Here is a 22,976-nt window from a genome sequence, read left to right on the forward strand (position 1 = left end):
GTTTAATGCGGGAGATAAGTCCAGGGTTCTCTGCGGAGTCTTTTTGAAGAAAACTATTTTAGATTCTTCGCTCCATTATGCTATCCGACATAAGAGGGTTTGGAATTGTGTTGAGGATGAACCCCATCTAAATAAAGCAGTTGATCTGTTTGAGCGAGTTCTTTTTCTAGATTTTGCAATTCTTGTGAAAAAAGCTCTTTAGCTTTCTCATTCACTTTTCCAGGAATCAGCTTAGGCTTTTTATAGGTAAAGTTTAACCGATGCAATAAAGAAACCATAGCTGATGGTGTATAACATATTCCAAAGTGGTCTTTGGCAAAATTGACAACTTGTTTAGCTGAACTGGGAGCTTCTTCTTTTACATAGATTTTTAGTTGTTTAAGTTGGCCTTGATTGAGCCGGCATGCCTTTCCTGCATAGTTCAAATTCAGCAATGCTTCTTTGCCACCTTCTAAATAAGTTTTATAGTAACGCCTTATCGTATCCTCATCTAAGAGTAAAGCATGTGCTACTTGTGGGTATGTCCACCCTTCATCTAACAATAAAATAGATTTGATTCTATCGCATAGCCTTTTATCCCGTTCATGGCGATGACGAGCCTTGAGGATGTCTTTAATAATCGATATTATGAAAAATTCTTAGATTTTAAGAAGGCAATTTGTGCTTTTTTTGAAAATATTCCTAAATATCGGGAAGAACTGCAACCTCTTTTATCTAGGAAATTTTGCTTAGTTAAATCTTAATTTAAAAACAAACGAGTTCTCTAATTGCACACAAGGGGAATATAAATTCTCTTAATTCTTCATAAGCTCTCCGAGCCGATATTTTGCTTGCAAAATAAAAGGCGTTTTTTAAGATCTTAGGACAGCAAAGTTTAATGCGGGAGATAAGTCCAGGGTTCTCTGCGGAGTCTTTTTGAAGAAAACTATTTTAGATTCTTCGCTCCATTATGCTATCCGAAATGAAATGGGCAAGACAATGTATATTACGGCTTCTAAGAGCCAACTCATTTGTCGTCTTTACCTATTTCTTCGGTTTTCTCCTGCAAAAAATTTTAGTCACTTTTCCTAATGTTTTTATTTCTAAAAAAATGCGTTTTTAAGCTGCCTTTGGCTCACCGTAAATAAATTCTTTTTGTTCAATCAGCATCTTATGCATAATTACGGATAACTTTCTACCTACTGCTAAGGCGGCTTTCTTCATTCCTTTTTTTCTCATGATTTTTAATCCCCAAGCTTTTAGCTTGCTCCATTTCTTACTTCGTGTCAGCATTACTATTCCGGCTTCAACTAATAGAGATCTAAGTTCACTGGATCCACATTTTGAAATTCTTCCCTGTCTTTGCACCTCTCCGGAGGCATACTGTTTAGGCGTCATACCAAGATAGGCTCCTACTGATTTAGAATCGTTAAAACGAGTGGGATCAAAAATTTCTGTTTTATAGGTTAATGCTGTTACAGGTCCTACGCCAGGGATTGTCATAAGCCGTTGTACTTCTTTATCTTGACTGACCAGCTTAAGCATTTCTTTATCCAGTTTTTCTACTTCCTCAACTACCTTATCAAAGGTATTTAATAGAGAGGTTATGCTCAGAACAATACTTTTTTCCTGTTTTTCTATCTGTTTTACAACCACAGACGAAAATCTTTTGGATCCCACAGATCCCAATCGTATTCCGTAACTTTTAAGCAAGCCCCTTACAGTATTTTTTAACTGCGTTTGCTGTTTAATTAGCGCTCTTCTGGAAACTAACAAAATGCTTTTTTCTACTGAATCTTGGGGCTTACAGTGTACTCGTGTATACATACCTGATCGAAGGGCTTCTGCGATTCCTCGTGCATCATTTTTGTCTGTGTACTCGTGTATACATACCTGATCGAAGGGCTTCTGCGATTCCTCGTGCATCATTTTTGTCTGTCTTATTTATTTTCAAAGCAAGAATCGTACTCAGCTTCCTTGCATCCATACATAGGGGATCTATAGCTCTTTTTCTAAATCCTGTGACTAGGTAATGAGATAAACATCCACTTTCAAAGCCAACAACGATTTCTTGAAAATCTCTTTTGGAAAAATAATCTGCTAGTAAATCAGGATCTGTTTTTTCTGAACCTTCATGGACAATCTTACCTTGTTCATTTAATACACAGATAAAAGTTCTTTTCATTGATACATCTAATCCAATATAATGCTTCATAGGTTGCTCCTCATTTTTTTTGCTCTTTAATGAGCGGTTTTGAGATTTGAAAAAATCTCGTTTATATTGGAGAGTTTAACCTACTCCGTTTAAGGAGCAACCCCTTCTTTGTGTGCAATTATGGCATGTATAGTTCAAATTTAGTAAGGCTTTTTTTCCGTCCTTCATGAACCTATCTTGAATTAAATTTACTGTTTTAAAGATACTTGCCGACTTAAGAAATTCATCCAATATCCCAGTAGTCCAAACATTAATAGTCCGTTCCAATATATTGCCTTTCTTTCCCAGCGCACTGTAAGACGACGGAAGCATGCCTTTAACCAAGAAATCGTTCTCTCAACGACCCAACGTTGCTTTTCAAGGTAGCAAATGCCTTTTATCTTATATCCCTTAGTGTTTCTTTTCCGAGCTATCAGAGGAAAAACCTCATGGGAAAGAACATCGATACGTGTTTGCTCTGAGTCATAACCTTTATCTGCTTCAAGTATGGGTACTTTTCCCTGATTCCATGCTTTTTTAATGAAGGGAATGACTTTCCTAAGCAGAGGGATCACTTGTTTTTTCTCATCCCCGGATGCTGATGTAAAAGTGATTGCAAGAGGCTTTCCTGATTTTTCTACCAGTAAATGCGATGTCACGCCTTTACCTTTGTAGCCATAATCAACTTGCTCTCCTCCTCCGCGTCCGCTGGAAAAAAAAACCATCTACAGAGAGTCTCTGGACATCAATACACTCCAGTTGTTCGGCAAGCTTAAGCAGCTCTTCTAAAAATTGATCTAAAAATCCAGCAGATTGCATTCTTCCAAGCCATGCGTGTGCTGTTGAGGGATGAGAAAACTCCTTGTTTCTAGGTGCATCTTTCCAAGGAGCTCCTGTCCGAAGCACCCAGAAAATAGTATTCACTACAGGTCTCCATGGCGCTAATTTTCTTCCATAATGGTTACGATTTACCCATTTTTCCATTTGAGGTTCGAGTATTTTAAACTGTTCTTCATTTAATCCTTGCTTGCTCATGTCATCTGTCTTTAGTTAAAAAATAAAAAGATCAGGTATCATAGCGAAAATTTATATTCAATTCAAGATAGGTTCATCTAACAATAAAATAGATTTGATTCTATCGCATAGCCTTTTATCCCGTTCATGGCGATGACGAGCCTTGAGAATAGACCTCTTTCAAAACCCATTAACATAGCTCCAGATTATAAATGCCCGCAATTAGATTGAACCGAAGACCAAACCTTTTTCGTCTATTTCTATAACGATCAGCTAAAATTTTGAATCGCTTAAGCAGACCAATAGCATTTTCATTAATTACACGTTCTTTGGAAAGGAATTGATTATTTTTTTTGTCTTGTTTTGTTAAAGGATTTTTCTTGCTTCTTCTTTTAGGGGCCCTTTCAACCTTGAAGTGCACAAAAAAGAACATATAAATACTTGAAAAAACATCTATTGTGCACCCGAGCATAGCATGTTTGTAGATAATCTCGTAAACACTTCTAGTGGAGTTTCGAAGTTGAGAGCCTTTCTAGGTCTGTTATTTAGTAAAGTTTCCACCCTTTCTATATCCTTGGAAGTCGTATCTAAAAAGCTTTGTGTTTTAGGAAAATATTGCCTAACTAGTCCGTTTGTATGCTCATTTAAGCCTCTTTCCCAAGAATGGTAGGGCGTTGCAAAGTAGAAGTCTGTCTCTAGCTCGAAACTAACCATTTGGTGATAGGCAAATTCTTTTCCGTTGTCTGCTGTTAATGTGTGTACAAAATCTTTGATAGGTTTAAGTTGTTCAATTAACGCTTGACTTACTTCCTCTGCAGTTTTATGAGAAACTTTGGCGAGCTTAGTTAGCTTGGAAGTTCTTTCTACCATTGATACAATTACGCCTTTATGTCCTGCCCCTATGACTGTATCTAGTTCCCAGTCTCCTAAACGAGTCTTTTTTTCTACAATACAAGGCCGTTGCTTAATATCTATACGACCAGGCATGTTCCCTCTTCCAGAAGCTCCCTTTCTCTGCTTGTTATATTTTTTCCCTCGATGACGGAGCTCTCTATAAAGCTGTCCTCCCTGTCGTTTATCTTTCCAGATATGATTATAGATGGTCTCATGACTAACATGTTCTTTACCATGTCTTTTAAGCCATCCGGATATTTGTATAGGGCTCCATTGCAACTTGATTTTTTCTTCAATACGGGTAACTATTTGAGGAGTCATTTTTTTATTGGGCTGAGAATTTTTTCTAAGAAATGCTTTTTCTTGAGCTTGCTGATGACGGTATCCTCGTTGCCCTTTATTTCTCTTAAGTTCCCTACTAATAGTGCTATGATGAACTTTTAGAATGTTTGCTATTGAGCTAGATGTATCTCCTCTAGCTTTTAAAATATAAATCTGACATCTTTGGTCATAGGTTAGGTGATGGTAGCCTTTAGGCAAGGTCTCTCCTTGTGTTTGATTGTTAAAAATCACAATAGAGATTCTTTCATCGCCTGCCTATTCTTTTTTTAATTCTTCTGTGCACTTCAAACTTGAAAAGACTTAAAGTTTCCACCCTTTCTATATCCTTGGAAGTCGTATCTAAAAAGCTTTGTGTTTTAGGAAAATATTGCCTAACTAGTCCGTTTGTATGCTCATTTAAGCCTCTTTCCCAAGAATGGTAGGGCGTTGCAAAGTAGAAGTCTGTCTCTAGCTCGAAACTAACCATTTGGTGATAGGCAAATTCTTTTCCGTTGTCTGCTGTTAATGTGTGTACAAAATCTTTGATAGGTTTAAGTTGTTCAATTAACGCTTGACTTACTTCCTCTGCAGTTTTATGAGAAACTTTGGCGAGCTTAGTTAGCTTGGAAGTTCTTTCTACCATTGATACAATTACGCCTTTATGTCCTGCCCCTATGACTGTATCTAGTTCCCAGTCTCCTAAACGAGTCTTTTTTTCTACAATACAAGGCCGTTGCTTAATATCTATACGACCAGGCATGTTCCCTCTTCCAGAAGCTCCCTTTCTCTGCTTGTTATATTTTTTCCCTCGATGACGGAGCTCTCTATAAAGCTGTCCTCCCTGTCGTTTATCTTTCCAGATATGATTATAGATGGTCTCATGACTAACATGTTCTTTACCATGTCTTTTAAGCCATCCGGATATTTGTATAGGGCTCCATTGCAACTTGATTTTTTCTTCAATACGGGTAACTATTTGAGGAGTCATTTTTTTATTGGGCTGAGAATTTTTTCTAAGAAATGCTTTTTCTTGAGCTTGCTGATGACGGTATCCTCGTTGCCCTTTATTTCTCTTAAGTTCCCTACTAATAGTGCTATGATGAACTTTTAGAATGTTTGCTATTGAGCTAGATGTATCTCCTCTAGCTTTTAAAATATAAATCTGACATCTTTGGTCATAGGTTAGGTGATGGTAGCCTTTAGGCAAGGTCTCTCCTTGTGTTTGATTGTTAAAAATCACAATAGAGATTCTTTCATCGCCTGCCTATTCTTTTTTTAATTCTTCTGTGCACTTCAAACTTGAAAAGACTATATTCCATAGCGCTTTTTAATAGCTCTTTACGTCCAGGCAGTGCAAATAGGGGATGTTTTATCAGGGTGTATTCTACCCATTTTATTGTTTTATAAGCTGTACTTTCACTGATACTATAGCTCTGGTTTATGTGAAAATAGGTTCTATACTCTCTTAGATACTCTAAGGTCATCAGTAACATGTCTTCTATTTTTAATTTATTGACGCGGCCTCCTCGGGCTTTTTTCTCTTTGTGACTTATCTCCAAAATCAAGCTCATTTGATCAAATGTGCTACGTTTTACTCCGGTTAATCTTCGGAATTTCTCGTTGTCTAAACTTTTTGCTTTTTCAAATTTCATCATGCCCTTACGTATTTTTAAGGGCATTATTTTATACAAGGGCTTTTTTATTTCCTAGTTTTGAAAGAGCTCTAATGTCTTTTTGGTTTCTTGTTAAAAAGTTCGCTTCAGGTTGCATAGATGTAAGATTTATAACTCAATCAATGAGAAAAATTCAATGAATTTAGTGTTTGAAAAGTCTTTTTTCTAATGCGTTTCAGTATATTCTCTGAGGTATTTCTGAACAGTGATAGGGCTTATCCGAAGTGCTTTAGCAAGATTTTTTGTTGAGATACCCTCATCATAGCCCAAAATTACACAAAGCCTATTCCGTTCAGAATAGTCTTTTGGATGCTTTAACTTGTGTTCTAAGTCAGCTCTCTGGCTAAGGGTCAGTTTTTTCATACTCAATAGCTTAACACAAAACAAAATATTTTTCTATACGATTGAATCGGAACCACTATATAATCATATCTGGAAAGATAAACGACAGGGAGGACAGCTTTATAGAGAGCTCCGTCATCGAGGGAAAAAATATAACAAGCAGAGAAAGGGAACTTCTGGAAGAGGGAACATCCCTGGTCGTATAGATATTAAGCAACGGCCTTGTATTGTAGAAAAAAAGACTCGTTTAGGAGACTGGGAACTAGATACAGTCATAGGGGCAAGACATAAAGGCGTAATTGTATCAATGGTAGAAAGAACTTCCAAGCTAAATTAAGCTCGCCAAAGTTTCTCATAAAACTGCAGAGGAAGTAAGTCAAGCGTTAATTGAACAATTTAAACCTATCAAAGATTTTGTACACACATTAACAGCAGACAACGGAAAAGAATTTGCCTATCACCAAATGGTTAGTTTCGAGCTAGAGTCAGACTTTCTACTTTGCAACGCCCTACCATTCTTGGGAAAGAGGCTTAAATGAGCATACAAACGGACTAGTTAGGCAATATTTTCTTAAAACACAAAGCTTTTTAGATACGACTTCCAAGGATATGGAAAGGGTGGAAACTTATACTAAATAACAGACCCAGAAAGGCTCTCAACTTCGAAACTCCAATAGAAGTGTTTAGGAGATTATCTACAAACATGCTATGCTCAGTTGCACAATAGATGTTTTTTCAAGTATTTATATGTTCTTTTTTGTGCACTTCGAGATTGAAAGGGCCTTCTAACTTCTTTGACAAACGAAAACTGGCGTGCTTAGTATGACACAAGAACCTGTGCAGATCATATATTTAAATGGGCCATCGAGTAGCGGAAAGACAACTCTTGCAAAAGCATTACAACATGCATTTGAAGAACCTTTTTTGCATATTGGGATCGATAAGATCATTGGCTAGATGCCAGAGAAAGTCAATGATTGGAAAGGGGGAGAAGCTCCTATCGGATACAGTTGGAAGAAAAGTGAAGATGCATCTGGCAATCCTATTCAGGAACTACAAGTAGGTCCGTACGCTCAAAAGATAGGCAAAACATTCCAAGAGGTAGTCCTTGCCCTTGCCAAAATGGGTCATCATCTTATTATTGATGATGTCTCTTTCGGCAAACAACAGCTTGACGAATGGAAGAAAACTCTAAAAAACTTCCCAGTTTTATGGGTTGGAGTAAATGCTCCCCTCTCTGTTTTGGAACAGAGGGAAAAAGAAAGAGGTAATCGTATTCCAGGATCAGCAAGGGGACAGTTTAATAAAGTACATGTTGGTGCTACATACGACTTAGAGATAGATACACATCATGCAAGCATTAGTGAAAATACTGAAAAAATTAAGTCCATTGCATATCGAACGAGAAAATAGTAGAACTAGGTCCTCAATATCAACGAGCGCATTACTCCTTGCTCTACATTTAAGATTGCTTTAAGCTTAATGGGATATGATGCAGGGGTTTTACAAGACGAAAAGACTCCAACTTGGTTGTTTCAAGAAAGTTATGATCATTTCTTAGAATCATGGAAAACTCCACAATCTTGGATGAAAACCTCTTGCGTTTGGTTTTCCCGCATTTTAGCAACACAATTGGGATGGGAGAATATGCAAAAATATCTGAGCTTATTAGAATACGGCAATTCAAATCTATGGGCTAATTCCAAAAAAGTGCCCTAGGGGGTGGAAATGTAGGATGTCTCCTCAAGAATTTGAAACAAGATGGATGAATCAGCAAAGCATTCGTGTTTTTGCTGTCTAAAAAAAGGTGACAAGATCCATTGTTATAATTACCACCGTTAGAATATAACAAGATTTTAAGTAAATTCTTCTACTATTTCTGGTTCTATCCATTGCCCATGTTTTTTGATAAGTTCAATTAAGCGATTATCGGCATGAGTAAAATCAATATCTTTCTCCACACAGGTTTTCCCAAGATAGAGATCGATCTTCCCTGGCTTAGATCCAACGTAACCAAAGTCCGCATCTGCCATTTCTCCTGGGCCATTTACAATACAACCCATGATAGCAATTTTCACACCAGGAAGATGTGAAGTACGCGCACGGATACGCTTAGAAACATCTTGAAGATCAAAAAGCGTTCTACCACAACTTGGACAAGAGATAAAATCGGTTTTGAAAGAGCGCATTCTTGTAGATTGCAAGATAGTAAAACTTAAATTTCTTAAGAAATCAAAATCATACGGACCCTTTAGCCAGATTCCATCCCCTAAGCCATCGCAAAGAAGCGCTCCTAGCTCTGCAGAGGATTGAATAATAAAATCTTCTTGAATACAGCTATAGTTAAAGTGCAAAATCACAGGAAGGTGTAGCTTTTGCATTTGAAGCCAATAAAAAAACTGCCTACAGTAATGCAATCGATGATCTTCTGGCGCTAAAACAATAAGCGCTGGTTGTGTCTTTAAAAGTTTTTCCCATTCTGTAGAGGATTCGTTTTTTATGATAACAGCTAATAAAGATGGTGCAGGAGCTAGCTTATCAAGTTCTGATAAAGAAATAAGCTTAACTCCGCCTTCAATGGGATTATAGGAAAACACGCTCATTCCCATTTCTTGCAAATGCTTGAGAATAGGAGTATTAAAATTAACATCCTTATCTAAAACAATACAATCAGCACTAGTTCTTTTAAGTTTAGGAAGGCTTAGCTGAATATCACATCCTAATTTTTTATAAAAATCGCAATCTTCTACATCACTCTTATTGACACTGATAAAGACTGTTCCATCTCTATGCAAAGAAATATTTCTTGGTAAATTAACTGTGCGTCGCTCTATCTTTTCGATATTACGATAGATCTCTTCAAAAGGAGGCATCCCCTGCTTTTTTTCATATGTAGAAGCCAATGCAACAAGGCGTTGACAAGGGTCGATTTCATGCCAAGGATCTTCTGTTAGAGAAATACGAATGGTATTGCCTATTCCATCTAGCAAAAGTGAGCCAATCCCCATAGCTGATTTAACTCGGCCATCTTCTCCCTCTCCTGCCTCTGTAACTCCTAAATGCAGAGGATAATCCCATCCCAAAGACATCATTTCAGCAACTAAAAGCCGATAGGCTAAAATCATTACCTGTGGATTAGATGACTTCATCGAAAACATAAAATCATGAAAATCGTTCTTACGACAAACTCTTGCAAATTCCAATGCTGACTCCACCATTCCTTGTGGTGTATCGCCATAACGGTTCATAATACGGTCAGACAAAGAACCATGATTTGTACCTATACGCATGGCTCTCTTCAAAGATTTGCATTTTTCTACAAGAGAAGTAAATTTTTCTTCAATTTTTTCTATTTCTTTTGCATAAGATGCATCATCGTATTCTCTCGTTTTAAATGAAGCTCTTCTATCTACGTAATTACCAGGATTTACCCTCACTTTATCAACAAAATCCACAACACGCATCGCAGCAGGAGGGAAAAAATGTATATCTGCAACAAGAGGAATTGTATAACCACGCTGAAGAAGTCCACTTTTAATACCCTCACAAGCATCAGCTTCTTTCATCCCTTGAACCGTTACCCTAGCAATTTCACAACCTGCATCAGCAAGTCGAATAATCTGATCTATGGTAGCTTGGACATCACGTGTGCTAGAGGTGGTCATAGATTGAATACGTATAGGATTGTTTCCCCCAACCCCTACTTTACCCACCATAACCTCGCGTGTTTTCCACCTCTTTGTCTTATAAGTAGATTCGCAATATTTAATCATAGGCCCTTTCAACCTTGAAGTGCACAAAAAATAACGTAATAAATACTTGAAAAAACATCTATTGTGCACCCGAGCATAGCATGTTTGTAGATAATCTCCTAAACACTTCTAGTGGAGTTTCGAAGTTGAGAGCCTTTCTAGGTCTGTTATTTATACTAGTTTGATTTCAAATTAAGAATTGCATAACTAAGTTTTTTTGAAAAAACTGCTCTATCTTGCAAGAAGATGTTATCTTTTGCATAAAAATGTTTATATAGTAGTGCCGATTCAAACGGCTAGCTTAATAGGTTTCAAGTCAACGACTTGAAACTTGTCGTTAATCCTACATTTCAAAACATCTGTTATTTTCGGTATCTCTTCTAAGAGCCTGTTTAAAATCTTTTCAAAAGTAGAGCAATAAAAGCGAGAACTACCATATTCAGGCTTGTATGTAGTTTTCTTTCGCAATTTTTCCATAGCCCGCGACATTTTTCTATCCACGCAAAAGAACGCTCTACAACCCATCTTTTGGGAATAACTGTAAAAGTATGAAGTGCATTTTTTTTGGCTATTTCTACTATATACTGAAATGCATTAGAAAAAAGACTTTTCAAACACTAAATTCATTGAATTTTTCTCATTGATTGAGTTATAAATCTTACATCTATGCAACCTGAAGCGAACTTTTTAACAAGAAACCAAAAAGACATCCTCAAGGCTCGTCATCGCCATGAACGGGATAAAAGGCTATGCGATAGAATCAAATCTATTTTATTGTTAGATGAAGGGTGGACATACCCACAAGTAGCACATGCTTTACTCTTAGATGAGGATACGATAAGGCGTTACTATAAAACTTATTTAGAAGGTGGCAAAGAAGCATTGCTGAATTTGAACTATGCAGGAAAGGCATGCCGGCTCAATCAAGGCCAACTTAAACAACTAAAAATCTATGTAAAAGAAGAAGCTCCCAGTTCAGCTAAACAAGTTGTCAATTTTGCCAAAGACCACTTTGGAATATGTTATACACCATCAGCTATGGTTTCTTTATTGCATCGGTTAAACTTTACCTATAAAAAGCCTAAGCTGATTCCTGGAAAAGTGAATGAGAAAGCTAAAGAGCTTTTTTCACAAGAATTGCAAAATCTAGAAAAAGAACTCGCTCAAACAGATCAACTGCTTTATTTAGATGGGGTTCATCCTCAACACAATTCCAAACCCTCTTATGGATGGTATGAAAAAGGATCTAAGGCTATATTGCTAACAAATACAGGACGTAAACGTATCAATATCAATGGAGCCTTAGATGTAAAGCGCTTAGAAGTTACAACTCTTTCTTCCGACTCTATCAATGCGCAATCTACTCTTGATTTGTTTAAAAAATGGGAAGAAAAGTATCCTTTTGCACAAAGAATCGTGGTTATATGCGATAACGCTGCCTACTATAGGTCAAAAATCGTTGCAAATTACCTAAAAACATCCAGAGTAGAAATCAAATTCTTGCCTCCTTATTCTCCCGATCTCAATCTGATTGAACGCCTTTGGCGATTCATGAATAAAAAAGTCCGCAATAATCGATATTATGAAAAATTCTTAGATTTTAAGAAGGCAATTTGTGCTTTTTTTGAAAATATTCCTAAATATCGGGAAGAACTGCAACCTCTTTTATCTAGGAAATTTTGCTTAGTTAAATCTTAATTTAAAAACAAACGAGTATACATCCTAATATCTCCTGCGCACTCTTTGTAAATCTTTCTCCAGAATATCCTCCATCTGCTAAAACACTTTTTACACCGAACAAATTAGAGCTCTTTCAAAACTAGGAAATAAAAAAGCCCTTGTATAAAATAATGCCCTTAAAAATACGTAAGGGCATGATGAAATTTGAAAAAGCAAAAAGTTTAGACAACGAGAAATTCCGAAGATTAACCGGAGTAAAACGTAGCACATTTGATCAAATGAGCTTGATTTTGGAGATAAGTCACAAAGAGAAAAAAGCCCGAGGAGGCCGCGTCAATAAATTAAAAATAGAAGACATGTTCCTGATGACCTTAGAGTATCTAAGAGAGTATAGAACCTATTTTCACATAAGCCAGAGCTATAATATCAGTGAAAGTACAGCTTATAAAACAATAAAATGGGTAGAATACACCCTGATAAAACATCCCCTATTTGCACTGCCTGGACGTAAAGAGCTATTAAAAAGCGATATGGAATACGATGTTATTTTAATAGATGCCACAGAAACACCCATAGAACGCCCTAAAAAAAACAAAAACATTTTTACTCAGGGAAGAAGAAAAGGCACACCTTAAAGACGCAGCTTGTAATGAGCAAGGACACAAAAAAGATTATTTGTACCTTTTTTTCCAAAGGTAGAAGACATGATTTTAGGATATTTAAGGATTCTAAAATCAAGTTTCATTCCGAAATAAACCTTCTAATAGATGGAGGGTATCTAGGACTTAAAAAGCTTCATACTAAAACCCAAATGCCTAAGAGCCTGTTTAAAATCTTTTCAAAAGTGAGGATATTCTGGAGAAAGATTTGCAAAGAATGTACAGGAAATATTAGAATATATAGTAGAAATAGCAAAAAGAAATGCACTTCATACTTTTACAGTCATTTCTAGAAGATGGATTGTAAAGCGTTCTTTTGCGTGGATAGAAAAATGTCGCAGGCTATGGAAAAATTGAGAAAGAAAACTACATACAAGCCTGAATATGGTGGTTCTTGCTTTTATTGCTCTACTTTTGAAAAGATTTTAAACAGGCTCTAAAAGAAGAAGCAAGAAAAATCCTTTAACAAAACAAGACAAAAAAAATAATCAATTCCTTTCCAAAGAACGTGTAATTAATGAAAATGCTATTGGTCTGCTTAAGCGATTCAAAATTTTAGCTGATCGTTATAGAAATAGACGAAAAAGGTTTGGTCTTCGGTTCAATCTAATTGCGGGCATTTATAATCTGGAGCTATGTTAATGGGTTTTGAAAGAGGTCTATTGACTTTAAGATAGGTCTTTTCCTGTAGGTGTTTTAGTAGAGACTCTGTTTGGTTTTGTGAAAGTTTTGATTTGCTACCGCCTCGAGGGCTACTTCTAGTGTTATTTTCGGAATCATAATTCTCTGAGGTGTTCCTGAACAGTGATAGGGCTTATCCGGAGTGTTTTAGCAAGATTTTTTGTTGAGATACCCTCATCATAGCCCAAAATTACACAAAGCCTATTCCGTTCAGAATAGTCTTTTGGATGCTTTAACTTGTGTTCTAAGTCAGCTATCTGGCTAGGGGTCAGTTCAAACCAACAGTCGATTTTTACCATCTAAAACATATACCATAAGACATAACGTTGAGAGAAGGAATCCCATCAATTCTTTGACAGCTCCCTAATACTTCTGTTCCAGAAAGAAAAAGATCTTGCCAATCATCCGTATCAACAATAAGGACATTTTTTTGACTAGTTGTTGTTAAACCTACGATCAAAGCTTTAATAGACCTCTTGCGTAGTTAAATAAAAATTTCATAATTGTAGATTCCAGCAATAAGATTGAACCGTAAACCAAACCTTTCTATATCTTTTGTTTTGCTCTTCCAATAAAATTAAGAGCATTTCTTCAAAAGTTTTTCGTTTCACTCCTATCAGTCTTCCATACTCGTTTAAATTCAAATTAAGAGTTTGAATATATAAACATTTTTATATAAAAAGATAACATCTCCTTGCAAGATAGACCAGTTTTTTCAAAAAAACCTAGTTATGCAATTCTTAATTTGAAATCAAACTAGTATACTTGCATAATAAACTTATGCTTATAAATATGTTTAAATATTAAAACATATTAATTTATTTTTAATTATCTTGTGTATTCTATTATAATGGAAGCAATTATACTATTAATATTTACAGATCTTTAACTTGTTTACAGATCTTTAACTTGGATGTTTAAATGACTTCTCCAATAGGTGACAATTTTCGTATTGAATCTTGTAATAATTTTTTACATAACAAGGATAAAGTAGCGAATAGTATTGAATCTTTTTTTGTTACAATTTCCACTCAACAATCTACAACCTCTCAAAATACTCACGAATATGAGATTAAAGACTCAGAATCCCTAATAAATCTTGCTAATAGGCTTATTCAGAATCGCGGTGCCTTTTCCATTCAGGATGACGAAGGTAAAATTTCTCAATATATTCAAAATTATGCGATTGAAAATGAGGACATCCGAATAGAGCTTGCTAAGCTTGCTATACAAAATAATCCATATAAAGCTTCTGAATTTATTCAGAACTATAAGATCAAAGATGAGAAAATACGAGTAGAACTTGCAACGCTTGCCGCTCAGAGGGATGGGAAAGGAATTTCTCAATACATTAAGAGATATGAGATTACAGATCAGAAAGCTCTAATTGAAATTGCAAAGCTTGCTGCTCAGAGGGATGGAAAAGGAGTTTCTTAATACATTAACAGATATAAGATTACAGATCAGGAGGCTCTAACAGAGCTTGCAAAGCTTGCTGCTCAGAATAATGGAGAAGGAACATCGCAATACATTAAGGAATATGGGATTGCAGACGAAAACATCCGAATACATATTGCTCTATATGCTGCTCGCAATTTTAGAGGGAAAATTTCTCAGTACATCAAGAACTATAGAATTAAAGACCAGAACTCCCTAGTACAGATTGCAGCGCTTGCTGCTCAGTGTGATGGAGGAGGAACATCGCAACACATTAAGGAATATGGGATTACAGATCAGGAAACTCTAATAGAGATTGCAAAGCTTGCTGCTCAGTGTGATGGAGGAGGAACATCGCAACACATTAAGGAATATGGGATTACAGATCAGGAAACTCTAATAGAGATTGCAAAGCTTGCTGCTCAGTGTGATGGAGGAGGAACATCGCAATACATTAAGGAATATGGGATTACAGGTCAGGAAACTCTAATAGAGATTGCAAAGCTTGCTGCTCAGTGTGATGGAGGAGGAACATCGCAATACATTAAGGAATATGGGATTACAGGTCATGAAACTCTAATAGAGATAGCTAAGCTTGCTGCTCGGAGTGATGGAGAAGGAACATCGCAATACATTAAGGAATACCGCATTACCGAGCCAGAGGACTTGGTAGAGATTGCAAAGCTTGCTGCTCAGAGTGATGGAGGAGGAACATCGCAATACATTAAGGAATATGGGATTACAGATCCGGAAACTCTAATAGAGATTGCAAAGCTTGCTGCTCAAAATAATATAAGGGAAATTTCTGAATTTATTCAGAATTACGGAATTAAAGATCAAAAATTTTTAATGACAGTTGCTGAACCTTGTGTTAAGAAAGATAGGGAATTTTCTAAATTTATTCAAAATTATAAAATTGTAAGCGAAAAAGATCGAATAGATCTTGCCAAGCTTGCTGTTCAGAAAGATGCAGGTACAACTTCTGAATTTATTGGGAACTATAAGATTACAGACCAAGACGCCTTAATAGCAATTGCTAAAGACGCGGTTCAGAAGGATGCTAGAGCTTCTATGTTCATTAAGAGCTATAAGATTAAAAGAGAGGAAGCGCGAGTAGACATTGCTAAATTTGCTGCTCAGAATAATGGAGTTGCAAATTCTCTATTCATTAATAGCTATGATATTATAGACAAGGACTCTCTAGTTGAAATTGCTCAATTAAGCATTAGAAAGTCTATTGCGAGCAATACAATATCTGAGATTTGGGAATATTTACCTAAGTATGATATTTCAGATACAAATATACATCTGAATAGTCTTCAACTACTGTGCGCTTGTTACTATAGCTTGTTAGGCAATAAGACTAATGCTACAATCGAAGGCTTTATAAAACAGCATTATGCAGAGATTGAAGAGCTTGATTTATTTCCTAATTTCCAAAAAAAATTAGAGGAGCTGGGCGGGGAAATTCTTAAAGCTACAGAAGAGCTCAAACAAGAAAAATTAAAAAAGGAAAAACAAAGAACGCAAGAAAGGTTTTCCTTAATAGCAAGGTTTTGTAAAGAGAAAAGCATTGTTCTAGAGTCAGATATACAAGATTTTTTTATTAAAATTTTGAAACATCGCAACCCAAAAGAAGCTTGTTTTTTAATCCAAGTTCTTATGGAAAACCTTAACAAACCCTCGTATTTTTCTAACTATCAATTACTCATTTCTAAGGAGAACAAAAAAATAGAACATTTGATTCTTCCCATGATTATTATTAATCAGATAGTTACCGAGTCTGATCAAAAAGAAGATTCTTTACAAAATGCTCAGAAAATTCGTGAATTTCTTGCAGGAAGCGCTCAAAGAGCTAGTCTTAGAGATGCTAAAGGGTTCCTACCTAATCTGCTCCAAGCATTAATAGCTCTATCTTCTTATTCTAGCGTTTCCTCAGAAAAAAAACTCTATCTCCTTAAACAGTGTTTCTCTTCCTCTTTAGAAAAACCCCATTGGGAAAAATCTTGTAAGCAATCTTTAGATATTGTGCGTGTTCTTGGAGATACAAATTTGTTGCCAAATATTCTTGAAAAACTAGACGAAAATTACGAGTTTAAAGATATTACAGAGCAATTCAATGAAAAGTTACAAACAGAGATTTTTGCTTTTAATACACAAATTAGCGATTTTCATGAAAAATACTTACAAGTTGAAAATAGCCTGCGTGTCCCCTTAGGACTAGTCAAATATGCGAGCAATGTAAAGTCTCATCAAGAGCCCAGAGTTTCTGAGGAACTTCAAAGGTTAGTAATAAACATTTTTGAAGGTACTATCCAAAAAGAGCGTTACCAAACAAAAAACAATCCTCATCTACAACGTATTGAAAAGGAAAACCCTAAACTATTTAACGATTGGCAAAAGACACAGATTCCAGAGGAGAAAGTTGTAAGTAATAGCAAAAAGAGATCTATTAATTTCTATGCTTTTTTACAAGAAAAGATTCTTACAGACAAGCATTTTACTGTTGCTCCTCAACAGTTAATACAATATCTCCAGGATGCTGAAAAGTCGCTTCCTATTGATAATTTGAGTAAGACAGACCAAGAAATTTTTCTTTTATGCAAGGATCTGTGTAATTCTTCCATAGTCTTTCAAAAGAAACTCGAGCTTCTTAAGAAGCTATTAAATGTATTATATGAGTGTGAATTCAAAAATGATATTAAAGCTTTGATTGTAGGTTTAACAACAACTAGTCAAAAAAATGTCCTTATTGTTGATACGGATGATTGGCAAGATCTTTTTCTTTCTGGAACAGAAGTATTAGGGAGCTGTCAAAGAATTGATGGGATTCCTTCTCTCAACGTATGTCTTATGGCATATGTTTTAGATGGTAAAAATCGACTTCTCGCCATTAAAGATCTCGCCAGCGGAAAAATTTTAGCTCGCTGTATCCTCCGTCTTTTATGGGATCCAAAAGAAAACACACCAGTTCTTTTTCAAGAGAGGATCTATCCTTTCTCCGCTCCAGAATATGAAAAGCTTTTAAATAGCTTAGCAAACACCCGTGCAAAAGCCTTAGGTCTTGAGCTATATACGCTTAATCAACGAGATGACTTAAGCGATAAAAAAAGCTCTCTTGAATCATTAGGCAGTTGCTCTCCTTATGAATACGCAGATGCTTCATCGGGCGTCATGAAAGACGGTGAATTTATAATTCTTGAAGCAAAAGCTGTTGCTTTGAAATAAGACAGCCAATTATGGCATGTCTATTATCTCTAGGCATAAAAAAACCCTAGTTAGATCTAGCTAACTAGGGTGGATAAAAAAAACTTGGCGGCGACCTACTCTTCCATACTCTTGAGTATAGTACCATCGGCGATGAAGACCTTGACTTCTGAGTTCGGGATGGGATCAGGTATTTCCTCTTCTCTATTGCCACCAAGACTAAATTTTGTCAGATCTCTCACTAATGCAAATTGACGCTTGAGTTTGTTAGTTTCCAAAACAGCTTTTTTAGCTGCATCTTCAGTATTCTCCTTATTTTAAGGAAAATAGTGACGATGAAAAAAAAGTAATCAAGCCAATGGACCTATTAGTATTGGTTAGCTCAACACATTACTATGCTTACACATCCAACCTATCAACCCTGTCATCTTCAGGGGGTCTCGTTGGGATATCTTATCTTGAAGGAGGCTTGGCGTTTAGATGCTTTCAACGCTTATCCTTTCCGAACATAGCTACCCGGCTATGCACTTGGCAGTACAACCGGCACACCATTGGTTCGTCCACTTCGGTCCTCTCGTACTAGAAGCAGCTCTTCTCAAATATCCTACGCCCACAACAGATAGGGACCAAACTGTCTCACGACGTTTTGAACCCAACTCGCGTACCGCTTTAATTGGCGAACAGCCAAACCCTTGGGACCTTCTCCAGCCCCAGGATGCGATGAGTCGACATCGAGGTGCCAAACCGCCACGTCGATATGAACTCTTGGTGGCGATAAGCCTGTTATCCCCGGAGTACCTTTTATCCGTTAAGCGACGGCGATTCCACTTTCTACCGCCGGATCACTAAGTCCTACTTTCGTATCTGCTCGACTTGTTGGTCTCGCAGTTAACCTCCCTTATACCTTTACGCTCTATTCGTGATTGCCAACCACGATGAGGGAAGCTTTGAACTCCTCCGTTACTCTTTAGGAGGATACCGCCCCAGTCAAACTACCCGTCTGACAATGTCCAACTCCCGGTTTCACGGAATATTGTTAGATTTTCAACCTTTCAAGACCGGTATTTCAAGGTCGACTCCATTTGCCCTAACGAGCAAACTTCAATGTCTTCCGGTTATCCTACACATGAAAAGTCAAAAGCCAATATCAGAGTATAGTAAAGGTTCACGGGGTCTTTCCGTCTTGTTGCGGGTAAACGGCATCTTCACCGCTACTACAATTTCACCGAGTCTCTCGTTGAGACAGTGCCCAGATCGTTAGGCCATTCGTGCAGGTCGGAACTTACCCGACAAGGAATTTCGCTACCTTAGGACCGTTATAGTTACGGCCGCCATTCACCAGGGCTTTAATTCAATGCTTTGTCGATTGCTCAACTGACATCTCCTTTTGACCTTTTGGCATTGGGCAGGCTTCACACCATATACGTCGTCTTAGACGACTTTGCATAGTGCTGTGTTTTTGTTAAACAGTCGCCTGGGCCATTTCTCTTCGACCAGTTTTCGCTTCTATTCGCGAAGAATATTACGAACCCTGGCCCCTCTTCTCCCGAAGTTACGAGGGTAATTTGCAGAGTTCCTTAACGAGAGTTCTCTCGCGCGCCTGAGAATATTCATCCCACCCACCTGTGTCGGTTTTGGTACGGTCGCTAAATTACGGTTAGAAACTATTTCTTGGAAGCATCGCGCTACGTTATCGGTTCCCTTTTCAGTTCCCCTTAGTCTCTGCCTAGATTTTTGTCTGCGGGCTTTCCTTCAGACCCTCTTCACAGCTCCACGGACATCCAATCGTCCGCACGCTTAACTTACTCCGTCATCTCATCACCATTGCTCTTTAGCGGCGCAGGAATATTTAACCTGCTTCCCATCGCCTACGCTTTTCAGCCTTAGCTTAGGGACCGGCTAACCCAGGGAAGACGAACTTTACCCTGGAAACCTTAGGTTTTCGGCGAAGAGGATTTTCACCTCTTTTATCGTTTACTCATGCCATGCATCTTCACTAGTATGCGCTCCAACACTCCTCACGGTATATCTTCTCTGCACATACTACGCTCTCCTACCGCGTATCTTATCGATACACCCGCGATTTCGGCTCTATGCTTTAGTCCCGTCTATTATCGGCGCAAAGTTTCTCGATTGGTGAGCTGTTACGCACTCTTTAAATGATGGCTGCCTCTAAGCCAACATCCCAACTGTCTTTGAAACTTCACTTCCTTACTCACTTAGCATAGAATTTGGGGCCTTAATCGGCGATCTGGGCTGTTCCCCTTTTGACTATGTAGCTTATCCCACATAGTCTATCTCCCGGCTTCCTTCTCGGTATTCGGAGTTTGATTCCCTTCGGTAAGGCGGTAGCCTCCCTTGTGGATTCAGTGCTCTACCCCCGAGTCGGCTTTTCCGAGGTTAACCCTAAAGTTATTTCGAAGAGAACAAGATATCTCCAAGTTTGATTGGCCTTTCACCCCTATCCACAACTCATCCAAGTCTTTTTCAACAGACACTGGTTCGGACCTCCAATCGGTTTTACCCGAACTTCATCCTGGTCATGGATAGATCACTTGGTTTCGTGTCTAAGCCACACGACTATACGCGCTATTCACACTCGCTTTCGCTTCGGCTCCAGAACGTTTGTTCTTTAACCTCGCCATGTAGCTTAACTCGCTGGCTCATCATGCAAAAGGCACGCCGTCAGCCATTCACCTTACGGTGCATAGGCCTTCGACCGTTTGTAAGCTGCTGGTTTCAGTTTCTATTTCACTCCCCTAACAGGGGTTCTTTTCACCTTTCCCTCGCGGTACTTGTTCACTATCGGTCATCGTTTTAGTATTTAGCCTTGGAGGGTGGTCCCCCCAGTTTCAGACCGGATTTCCCGTGCCCGGTCCTACTCAGGTTCCTATTTCGCTTATCTTATCTTTCGCATACGGGACTCTCACCCTGTTTCATTGGCCTTTCCATGCCATTTTGCTAGATTAAACTTCGCTTTATAATAGGCCCTACAACCCCAGGAATTAATCCCTGGTTTGGGCTCTTCCCACTTCGCTCGCCGCTACTATGGGAATCTCTTCTAGATTTCTTTTCCTCTGCTTACTGAGATGTGTCACTTCAGCAGGTCTTGCTTCTTTAAACTATGTATTCATTTAAAGATGATAGAGGGCTTCTCTATCGGGTTCCCCCATTCGGATACCTTCGGTTCTACGCCTTTTCCGACTCCCCGAAGCTTTTCGCAGGTTACACGTCCTTCTTCGCCTTTCGATGCCAAGGCATCCACCAACAGCTCTTAGCAGCTTGATTACAAAACTTTTTTGCTGCTAATTTTGATTTTTCTTTCATTCTCAAGCGCCAATTTACATCAGTGAAATCTTTTCCACTTATTTTACTTTTGCGCTTTATTTGAGATTTCTCTCTGACTAAATTTAGTTCTATCAAGATAACTTTGCTTAACAGCAAAAAAGAAGTGACGTGGACAAAATAGAGCTTGTCTCAACCTTAAAGAACTACTTTAGTCCTTAAAAGGAGGTGATCCAGCCCCACCTTCCGGTAGGGCTACCTTGTTACGACTTCATCCCAGTCATCAGCCTTACCTTAGGCGCCTCTTCCCTTGCGGTTAAGTCAGCGACTTCGGGTAAAACCAACTCCCATGATGTGACGGGCGGTGTGTACAAGGCCCGGGAACGTATTCACGACGTTGTTGCTGACACGTCATTACTAGCAATTCCAACTTCATGTAGTCGAGTTGCAGACTACAATCTGAACTGAGATCGGCTTTTCGGGATTTGCTCCACCTTACGGTCTTGCTGCCTTTTGTACCGACCATTGTAGCACGTGTGTAGCCCCAGACATAAAGGCCATGCGGACTTGACGTCATCCTCACCTTCCTCCTAGTTAACCTAGGCAGTCTCATTAGAGTCCCCACCTTTACGTGTTGGCAACTAATGATAAGGGTTGCGCTCGTTGCGGGACTTAACCCAACACCTCACGGCACGAGCTGACGACAGCCATGCAGCACCTATACAAAGATCCTTTCGGAACGCATCATCTCTGTTGCTGTCCTTTGCATTTCGAGCCTGGGTAAGGTTCTTCGCGTTGCATCGAATTAAACCACATGCTCCACTGCTTGTGCGGGCCCCCGTCAATTCTTTTGAGTTTCACCCTTGCGAGCGTACTCCTCAGGCGGTATACTTATCGCGTTAGCTACGACACAGCCAGGGTTGAGCCTAACTACATCAAGTATACATCGTTTACGGCAAGGACTACCAGGGTATCTAATCCTGTTTGCTCCCCTTGCTCTCGCGCCTCAGCGTCAGGTAAAAGCTAGGAAACCGCTTTCGCCACAGGTGTTCTTCCACATATCTACGCATTTCACCGCTACACGTGGAATTCCGTTTCCTCCGCCATCCCTCAAGAATTGCAGTTTCAAATGCGGCTCCGAAGTTGAGCTTCGGAATTTCACATCTGACTTTTAATCCCGCCTACGCGCCCTTTACGCCCAATAATTCCGATTAATGCTTGCACCCTCCGTATTACCGCAGCTGCTGGCACGGAGTTAGCCGGTGCTTCTTTACGCAGTACTCTCACATGCCTTAGCTATTCACTAAAACACTTTGCTCTTGCGCGAAAGAGTTTTACAACCCGAAAGCCTTCATCACTCACGCAGCGTCGCTTCGTCAGGCTTTCGCCCATTGCGAAAGATTCTCGACTGCAGCCTCCCGTAGGAGTTTGGGCAGTGTCTCAGTCCCAATGTTGGCGGTCAATCTCTCAATCCGCCTAGACGTCTTTGCCTTGGTGCGCTTTTACCACACCAACTAGCTGATATCCCATGAACCTATCCTTTACCGCAAGGCCTTTTTACAAGGGCCCCCACTTTGATAGCCAATAATTTTTTATCGGTACCTCATTCGGTATTAGCGCCTGTTTCCAGTCGTTATTCCCAGGTAAAGGGTAAGTTATTCATGTATTACTAACCCTTTCGCCACTAAACTAAAAGTTGCCCTTTAGTTTCGTTCGACTTGCATGCCTCATCCACGCTGCCAGCATTCAATCTGAACCAAGATCAAATTCTCAGAAAAATATTTCTTGAAAATTTGCTCATATTAAAAAATTAACAGGCAAATAAAATGATTTTATTCATTCCATTTACACAAGCTCT

Annotated in this window: 15 protein-coding genes, 3 rRNA genes and 7 pseudogenes; 9 read left to right on the top strand and 16 right to left on the bottom strand. The window is 38.4% G+C overall.

The genetic code is table 11. The annotated features are described in order from the left end of the window. Positions 1-80: 80 nt before the first annotated feature. The 10 genes and pseudogenes from RHABOEDO_RS09625 to RHABOEDO_RS09670 form a co-directional block, all read right to left on the bottom strand. Entirely contained in the window at positions 81-629 is a 549-nt protein-coding gene (locus tag RHABOEDO_RS09625) for a helix-turn-helix domain-containing protein (RefSeq protein WP_320412799.1), read from the bottom strand. A 469-nt stretch (positions 630-1,098) separates the two neighbouring features. After that, complete coding sequence (locus tag RHABOEDO_RS09630; RefSeq protein WP_220017592.1) at positions 1,099-1,908, bottom strand: IS110 family RNA-guided transposase; 810 nt, start codon at positions 1,906-1,908, stop codon at positions 1,099-1,101. Further along, positions 1,841-2,194, bottom strand: coding sequence for an IS110 family transposase (locus RHABOEDO_RS09635; protein WP_220017593.1), 354 nt, complete (start codon positions 2,192-2,194; stop codon positions 1,841-1,843). The genes RHABOEDO_RS09630 and RHABOEDO_RS09635 overlap by 68 nt, the downstream gene beginning before the upstream one ends. A gap of 188 nt (positions 2,195-2,382) precedes the next feature. Continuing rightward, positions 2,383-2,898, bottom strand: coding sequence for a transposase (locus RHABOEDO_RS09640; RefSeq protein ID WP_220017412.1), 516 nt, complete (start codon positions 2,896-2,898; stop codon positions 2,383-2,385). Then, on the bottom strand, positions 2,855-3,208 hold the full coding sequence (locus RHABOEDO_RS09645; protein WP_220017413.1) for a transposase: 354 nt from the start codon (positions 3,206-3,208) through the stop codon (positions 2,855-2,857). Before RHABOEDO_RS09645 ends, RHABOEDO_RS09640 begins: the two co-directional genes overlap by 44 nt. A gap of 169 nt (positions 3,209-3,377) precedes the next feature. Continuing rightward, positions 3,378-3,584 (bottom strand): annotated as a pseudogene (locus RHABOEDO_RS09650) (transposase family protein); the annotation flags it as partial. Between the two features lie 56 nt (positions 3,585-3,640). Further along, positions 3,641-4,654, bottom strand: coding sequence for an IS30 family transposase (locus RHABOEDO_RS09655; RefSeq protein WP_215216525.1), 1,014 nt, complete (start codon positions 4,652-4,654; stop codon positions 3,641-3,643). A gap of 13 nt (positions 4,655-4,667) precedes the next feature. After that, complete coding sequence (locus RHABOEDO_RS09660) at positions 4,668-5,642, bottom strand: IS30 family transposase (protein WP_220017594.1); 975 nt, start codon at positions 5,640-5,642, stop codon at positions 4,668-4,670. Between the two features lie 64 nt (positions 5,643-5,706). Further along, positions 5,707-6,054, bottom strand: a pseudogene (locus RHABOEDO_RS09665) (transposase family protein); the annotation flags it as partial. Positions 6,055-6,240: 186 nt separating this feature from the next. Next, on the bottom strand, positions 6,241-6,438 hold the full coding sequence (locus RHABOEDO_RS09670) for a helix-turn-helix domain-containing protein (protein WP_220017596.1): 198 nt from the start codon (positions 6,436-6,438) through the stop codon (positions 6,241-6,243). On the opposite strand from RHABOEDO_RS09670, the gene RHABOEDO_RS09675 reads away from it, so the two are divergent. The 3 genes and pseudogenes from RHABOEDO_RS09675 to RHABOEDO_RS11635 all read left to right on the top strand — a co-directional run bounded on the left by RHABOEDO_RS09675 (position 6,395) and on the right by RHABOEDO_RS11635 (position 8,136). After that, a complete protein-coding gene (locus RHABOEDO_RS09675) occupies positions 6,395-6,754 on the top strand; it encodes an IS30 family transposase (protein ID WP_220017597.1) in 360 nt (119 codons plus the stop codon). The two genes, RHABOEDO_RS09670 and RHABOEDO_RS09675, sit on opposite strands and share 44 nt — an antisense overlap. Before the next feature lie 485 nt (positions 6,755-7,239). Next, positions 7,240-7,830: pseudogene (locus RHABOEDO_RS09685) on the top strand (chloramphenicol phosphotransferase CPT family protein). Positions 7,831-7,860: 30 nt separating this feature from the next. Continuing rightward, complete coding sequence (locus RHABOEDO_RS11635) at positions 7,861-8,136, top strand: penicillin-binding transpeptidase domain-containing protein (RefSeq protein WP_256439933.1); 276 nt, start codon at positions 7,861-7,863, stop codon at positions 8,134-8,136. Positions 8,137-8,273: 137 nt separating this feature from the next. Here RHABOEDO_RS11635 and ispG read toward each other — a convergent pair whose 3' ends face one another. Both ispG and RHABOEDO_RS09700 read right to left on the bottom strand, forming a co-directional pair. Then, complete coding sequence (ispG, locus tag RHABOEDO_RS09695) at positions 8,274-10,190, bottom strand: (E)-4-hydroxy-3-methylbut-2-enyl-diphosphate synthase (RefSeq protein WP_215217666.1); 1,917 nt, start codon at positions 10,188-10,190, stop codon at positions 8,274-8,276. 371 nt (positions 10,191-10,561) lie between these two features. Beyond that, positions 10,562-10,747 (bottom strand): annotated as a pseudogene (locus RHABOEDO_RS09700) (transposase); the annotation flags it as partial. Positions 10,748-10,835: 88 nt separating this feature from the next. On the opposite strand from RHABOEDO_RS09700, the gene RHABOEDO_RS09705 reads away from it, so the two are divergent. The 4 genes and pseudogenes from RHABOEDO_RS09705 to RHABOEDO_RS09720 all read left to right on the top strand — a co-directional run. After that, the gene (locus RHABOEDO_RS09705) at positions 10,836-11,867 is read left to right on the top strand and encodes an IS630 family transposase (protein ID WP_215217080.1); all 1,032 of its coding nucleotides are present in this window, start codon (positions 10,836-10,838) and stop codon (positions 11,865-11,867) included. A gap of 179 nt (positions 11,868-12,046) precedes the next feature. Then, positions 12,047-12,681 (top strand): annotated as a pseudogene (locus RHABOEDO_RS09710) (transposase family protein); the annotation flags it as partial. 16 nt (positions 12,682-12,697) lie between these two features. Then, positions 12,698-12,937: pseudogene (locus RHABOEDO_RS11030) on the top strand (IS5/IS1182 family transposase); the annotation flags it as partial. A gap of 9 nt (positions 12,938-12,946) precedes the next feature. Beyond that, positions 12,947-13,150, top strand: a pseudogene (locus RHABOEDO_RS09720) (transposase family protein); the annotation flags it as partial. Between the two features lie 134 nt (positions 13,151-13,284). On the opposite strand, the gene RHABOEDO_RS09725 reads toward RHABOEDO_RS09720, so the two are convergent. After that, on the bottom strand, positions 13,285-13,488 hold the full coding sequence (locus RHABOEDO_RS09725; RefSeq protein ID WP_220017599.1) for a helix-turn-helix domain-containing protein: 204 nt from the start codon (positions 13,486-13,488) through the stop codon (positions 13,285-13,287). 622 nt (positions 13,489-14,110) lie between these two features. On the opposite strand from RHABOEDO_RS09725, the gene RHABOEDO_RS09730 reads away from it, so the two are divergent. Together RHABOEDO_RS09730 and RHABOEDO_RS09735 are read left to right on the top strand one after the other, a co-directional pair. Further along, a complete protein-coding gene (locus RHABOEDO_RS09730) occupies positions 14,111-14,626 on the top strand; it encodes a hypothetical protein (RefSeq protein WP_215217776.1) in 516 nt (171 codons plus the stop codon). Positions 14,627-15,292: 666 nt separating this feature from the next. Continuing rightward, the gene (locus RHABOEDO_RS09735) at positions 15,293-17,854 is read left to right on the top strand and encodes a hypothetical protein (RefSeq protein WP_220017600.1); all 2,562 of its coding nucleotides are present in this window, start codon (positions 15,293-15,295) and stop codon (positions 17,852-17,854) included. Between the two features lie 82 nt (positions 17,855-17,936). On the opposite strand, the gene rrf is transcribed toward RHABOEDO_RS09735, so the two are convergent. The 3 genes from rrf to RHABOEDO_RS09750 form a co-directional block, all read right to left on the bottom strand. Further along, positions 17,937-18,051, bottom strand: a 5S ribosomal RNA gene (rrf, locus tag RHABOEDO_RS09740). A gap of 128 nt (positions 18,052-18,179) precedes the next feature. Beyond that, positions 18,180-21,121 (bottom strand): 23S ribosomal RNA (locus RHABOEDO_RS09745). A gap of 218 nt (positions 21,122-21,339) precedes the next feature. After that, positions 21,340-22,896: ribosomal RNA gene (locus RHABOEDO_RS09750) — 16S ribosomal RNA — on the bottom strand. The 16S, 23S and 5S rRNA genes sit together here, the layout of an rRNA operon. Positions 22,897-22,976: the final 80 nt, after the last annotated feature.

It is taken from the genome of Candidatus Rhabdochlamydia oedothoracis, from assembly GCF_019453995.1.
GTDB classification, from domain to species: Bacteria; Chlamydiota; Chlamydiia; order Chlamydiales; family Rhabdochlamydiaceae; genus Rhabdochlamydia; species Rhabdochlamydia oedothoracis.

Excerpts from the sequence above, each read along its gene's own strand:
- RHABOEDO_RS09725 (WP_220017599.1), bottom strand. The coding sequence starts at position 13,488 with ATGGTAAAAATCGACTGTTGGTTTGAACTGACCCCTAGCCAGATAGCT.
- RHABOEDO_RS09670 (WP_220017596.1), bottom strand. The coding sequence starts at position 6,438 with ATGAAAAAACTGACCCTTAGCCAGAGAGCTGACTTAGAACACAAGTTA.
- RHABOEDO_RS09645 (WP_220017413.1), bottom strand. The coding sequence starts at position 3,208 with ATGAGCAAGCAAGGATTAAATGAAGAACAGTTTAAAATACTCGAACCT.
- RHABOEDO_RS09730 (WP_215217776.1), top strand. The coding sequence starts at position 14,111 with ATGACTTCTCCAATAGGTGACAATTTTCGTATTGAATCTTGTAATAAT.
- ispG (WP_215217666.1), bottom strand. The coding sequence starts at position 10,190 with ATGATTAAATATTGCGAATCTACTTATAAGACAAAGAGGTGGAAAACA.
- RHABOEDO_RS09640 (WP_220017412.1), bottom strand. The coding sequence starts at position 2,898 with ATGGTTTTTTTTTCCAGCGGACGCGGAGGAGGAGAGCAAGTTGATTAT.
- RHABOEDO_RS09630 (WP_220017592.1), bottom strand. The coding sequence starts at position 1,908 with ATGATGCACGAGGAATCGCAGAAGCCCTTCGATCAGGTATGTATACAC.
- RHABOEDO_RS09705 (WP_215217080.1), top strand. The coding sequence starts at position 10,836 with ATGCAACCTGAAGCGAACTTTTTAACAAGAAACCAAAAAGACATCCTC.
- RHABOEDO_RS09635 (WP_220017593.1), bottom strand. The coding sequence starts at position 2,194 with ATGAAGCATTATATTGGATTAGATGTATCAATGAAAAGAACTTTTATC.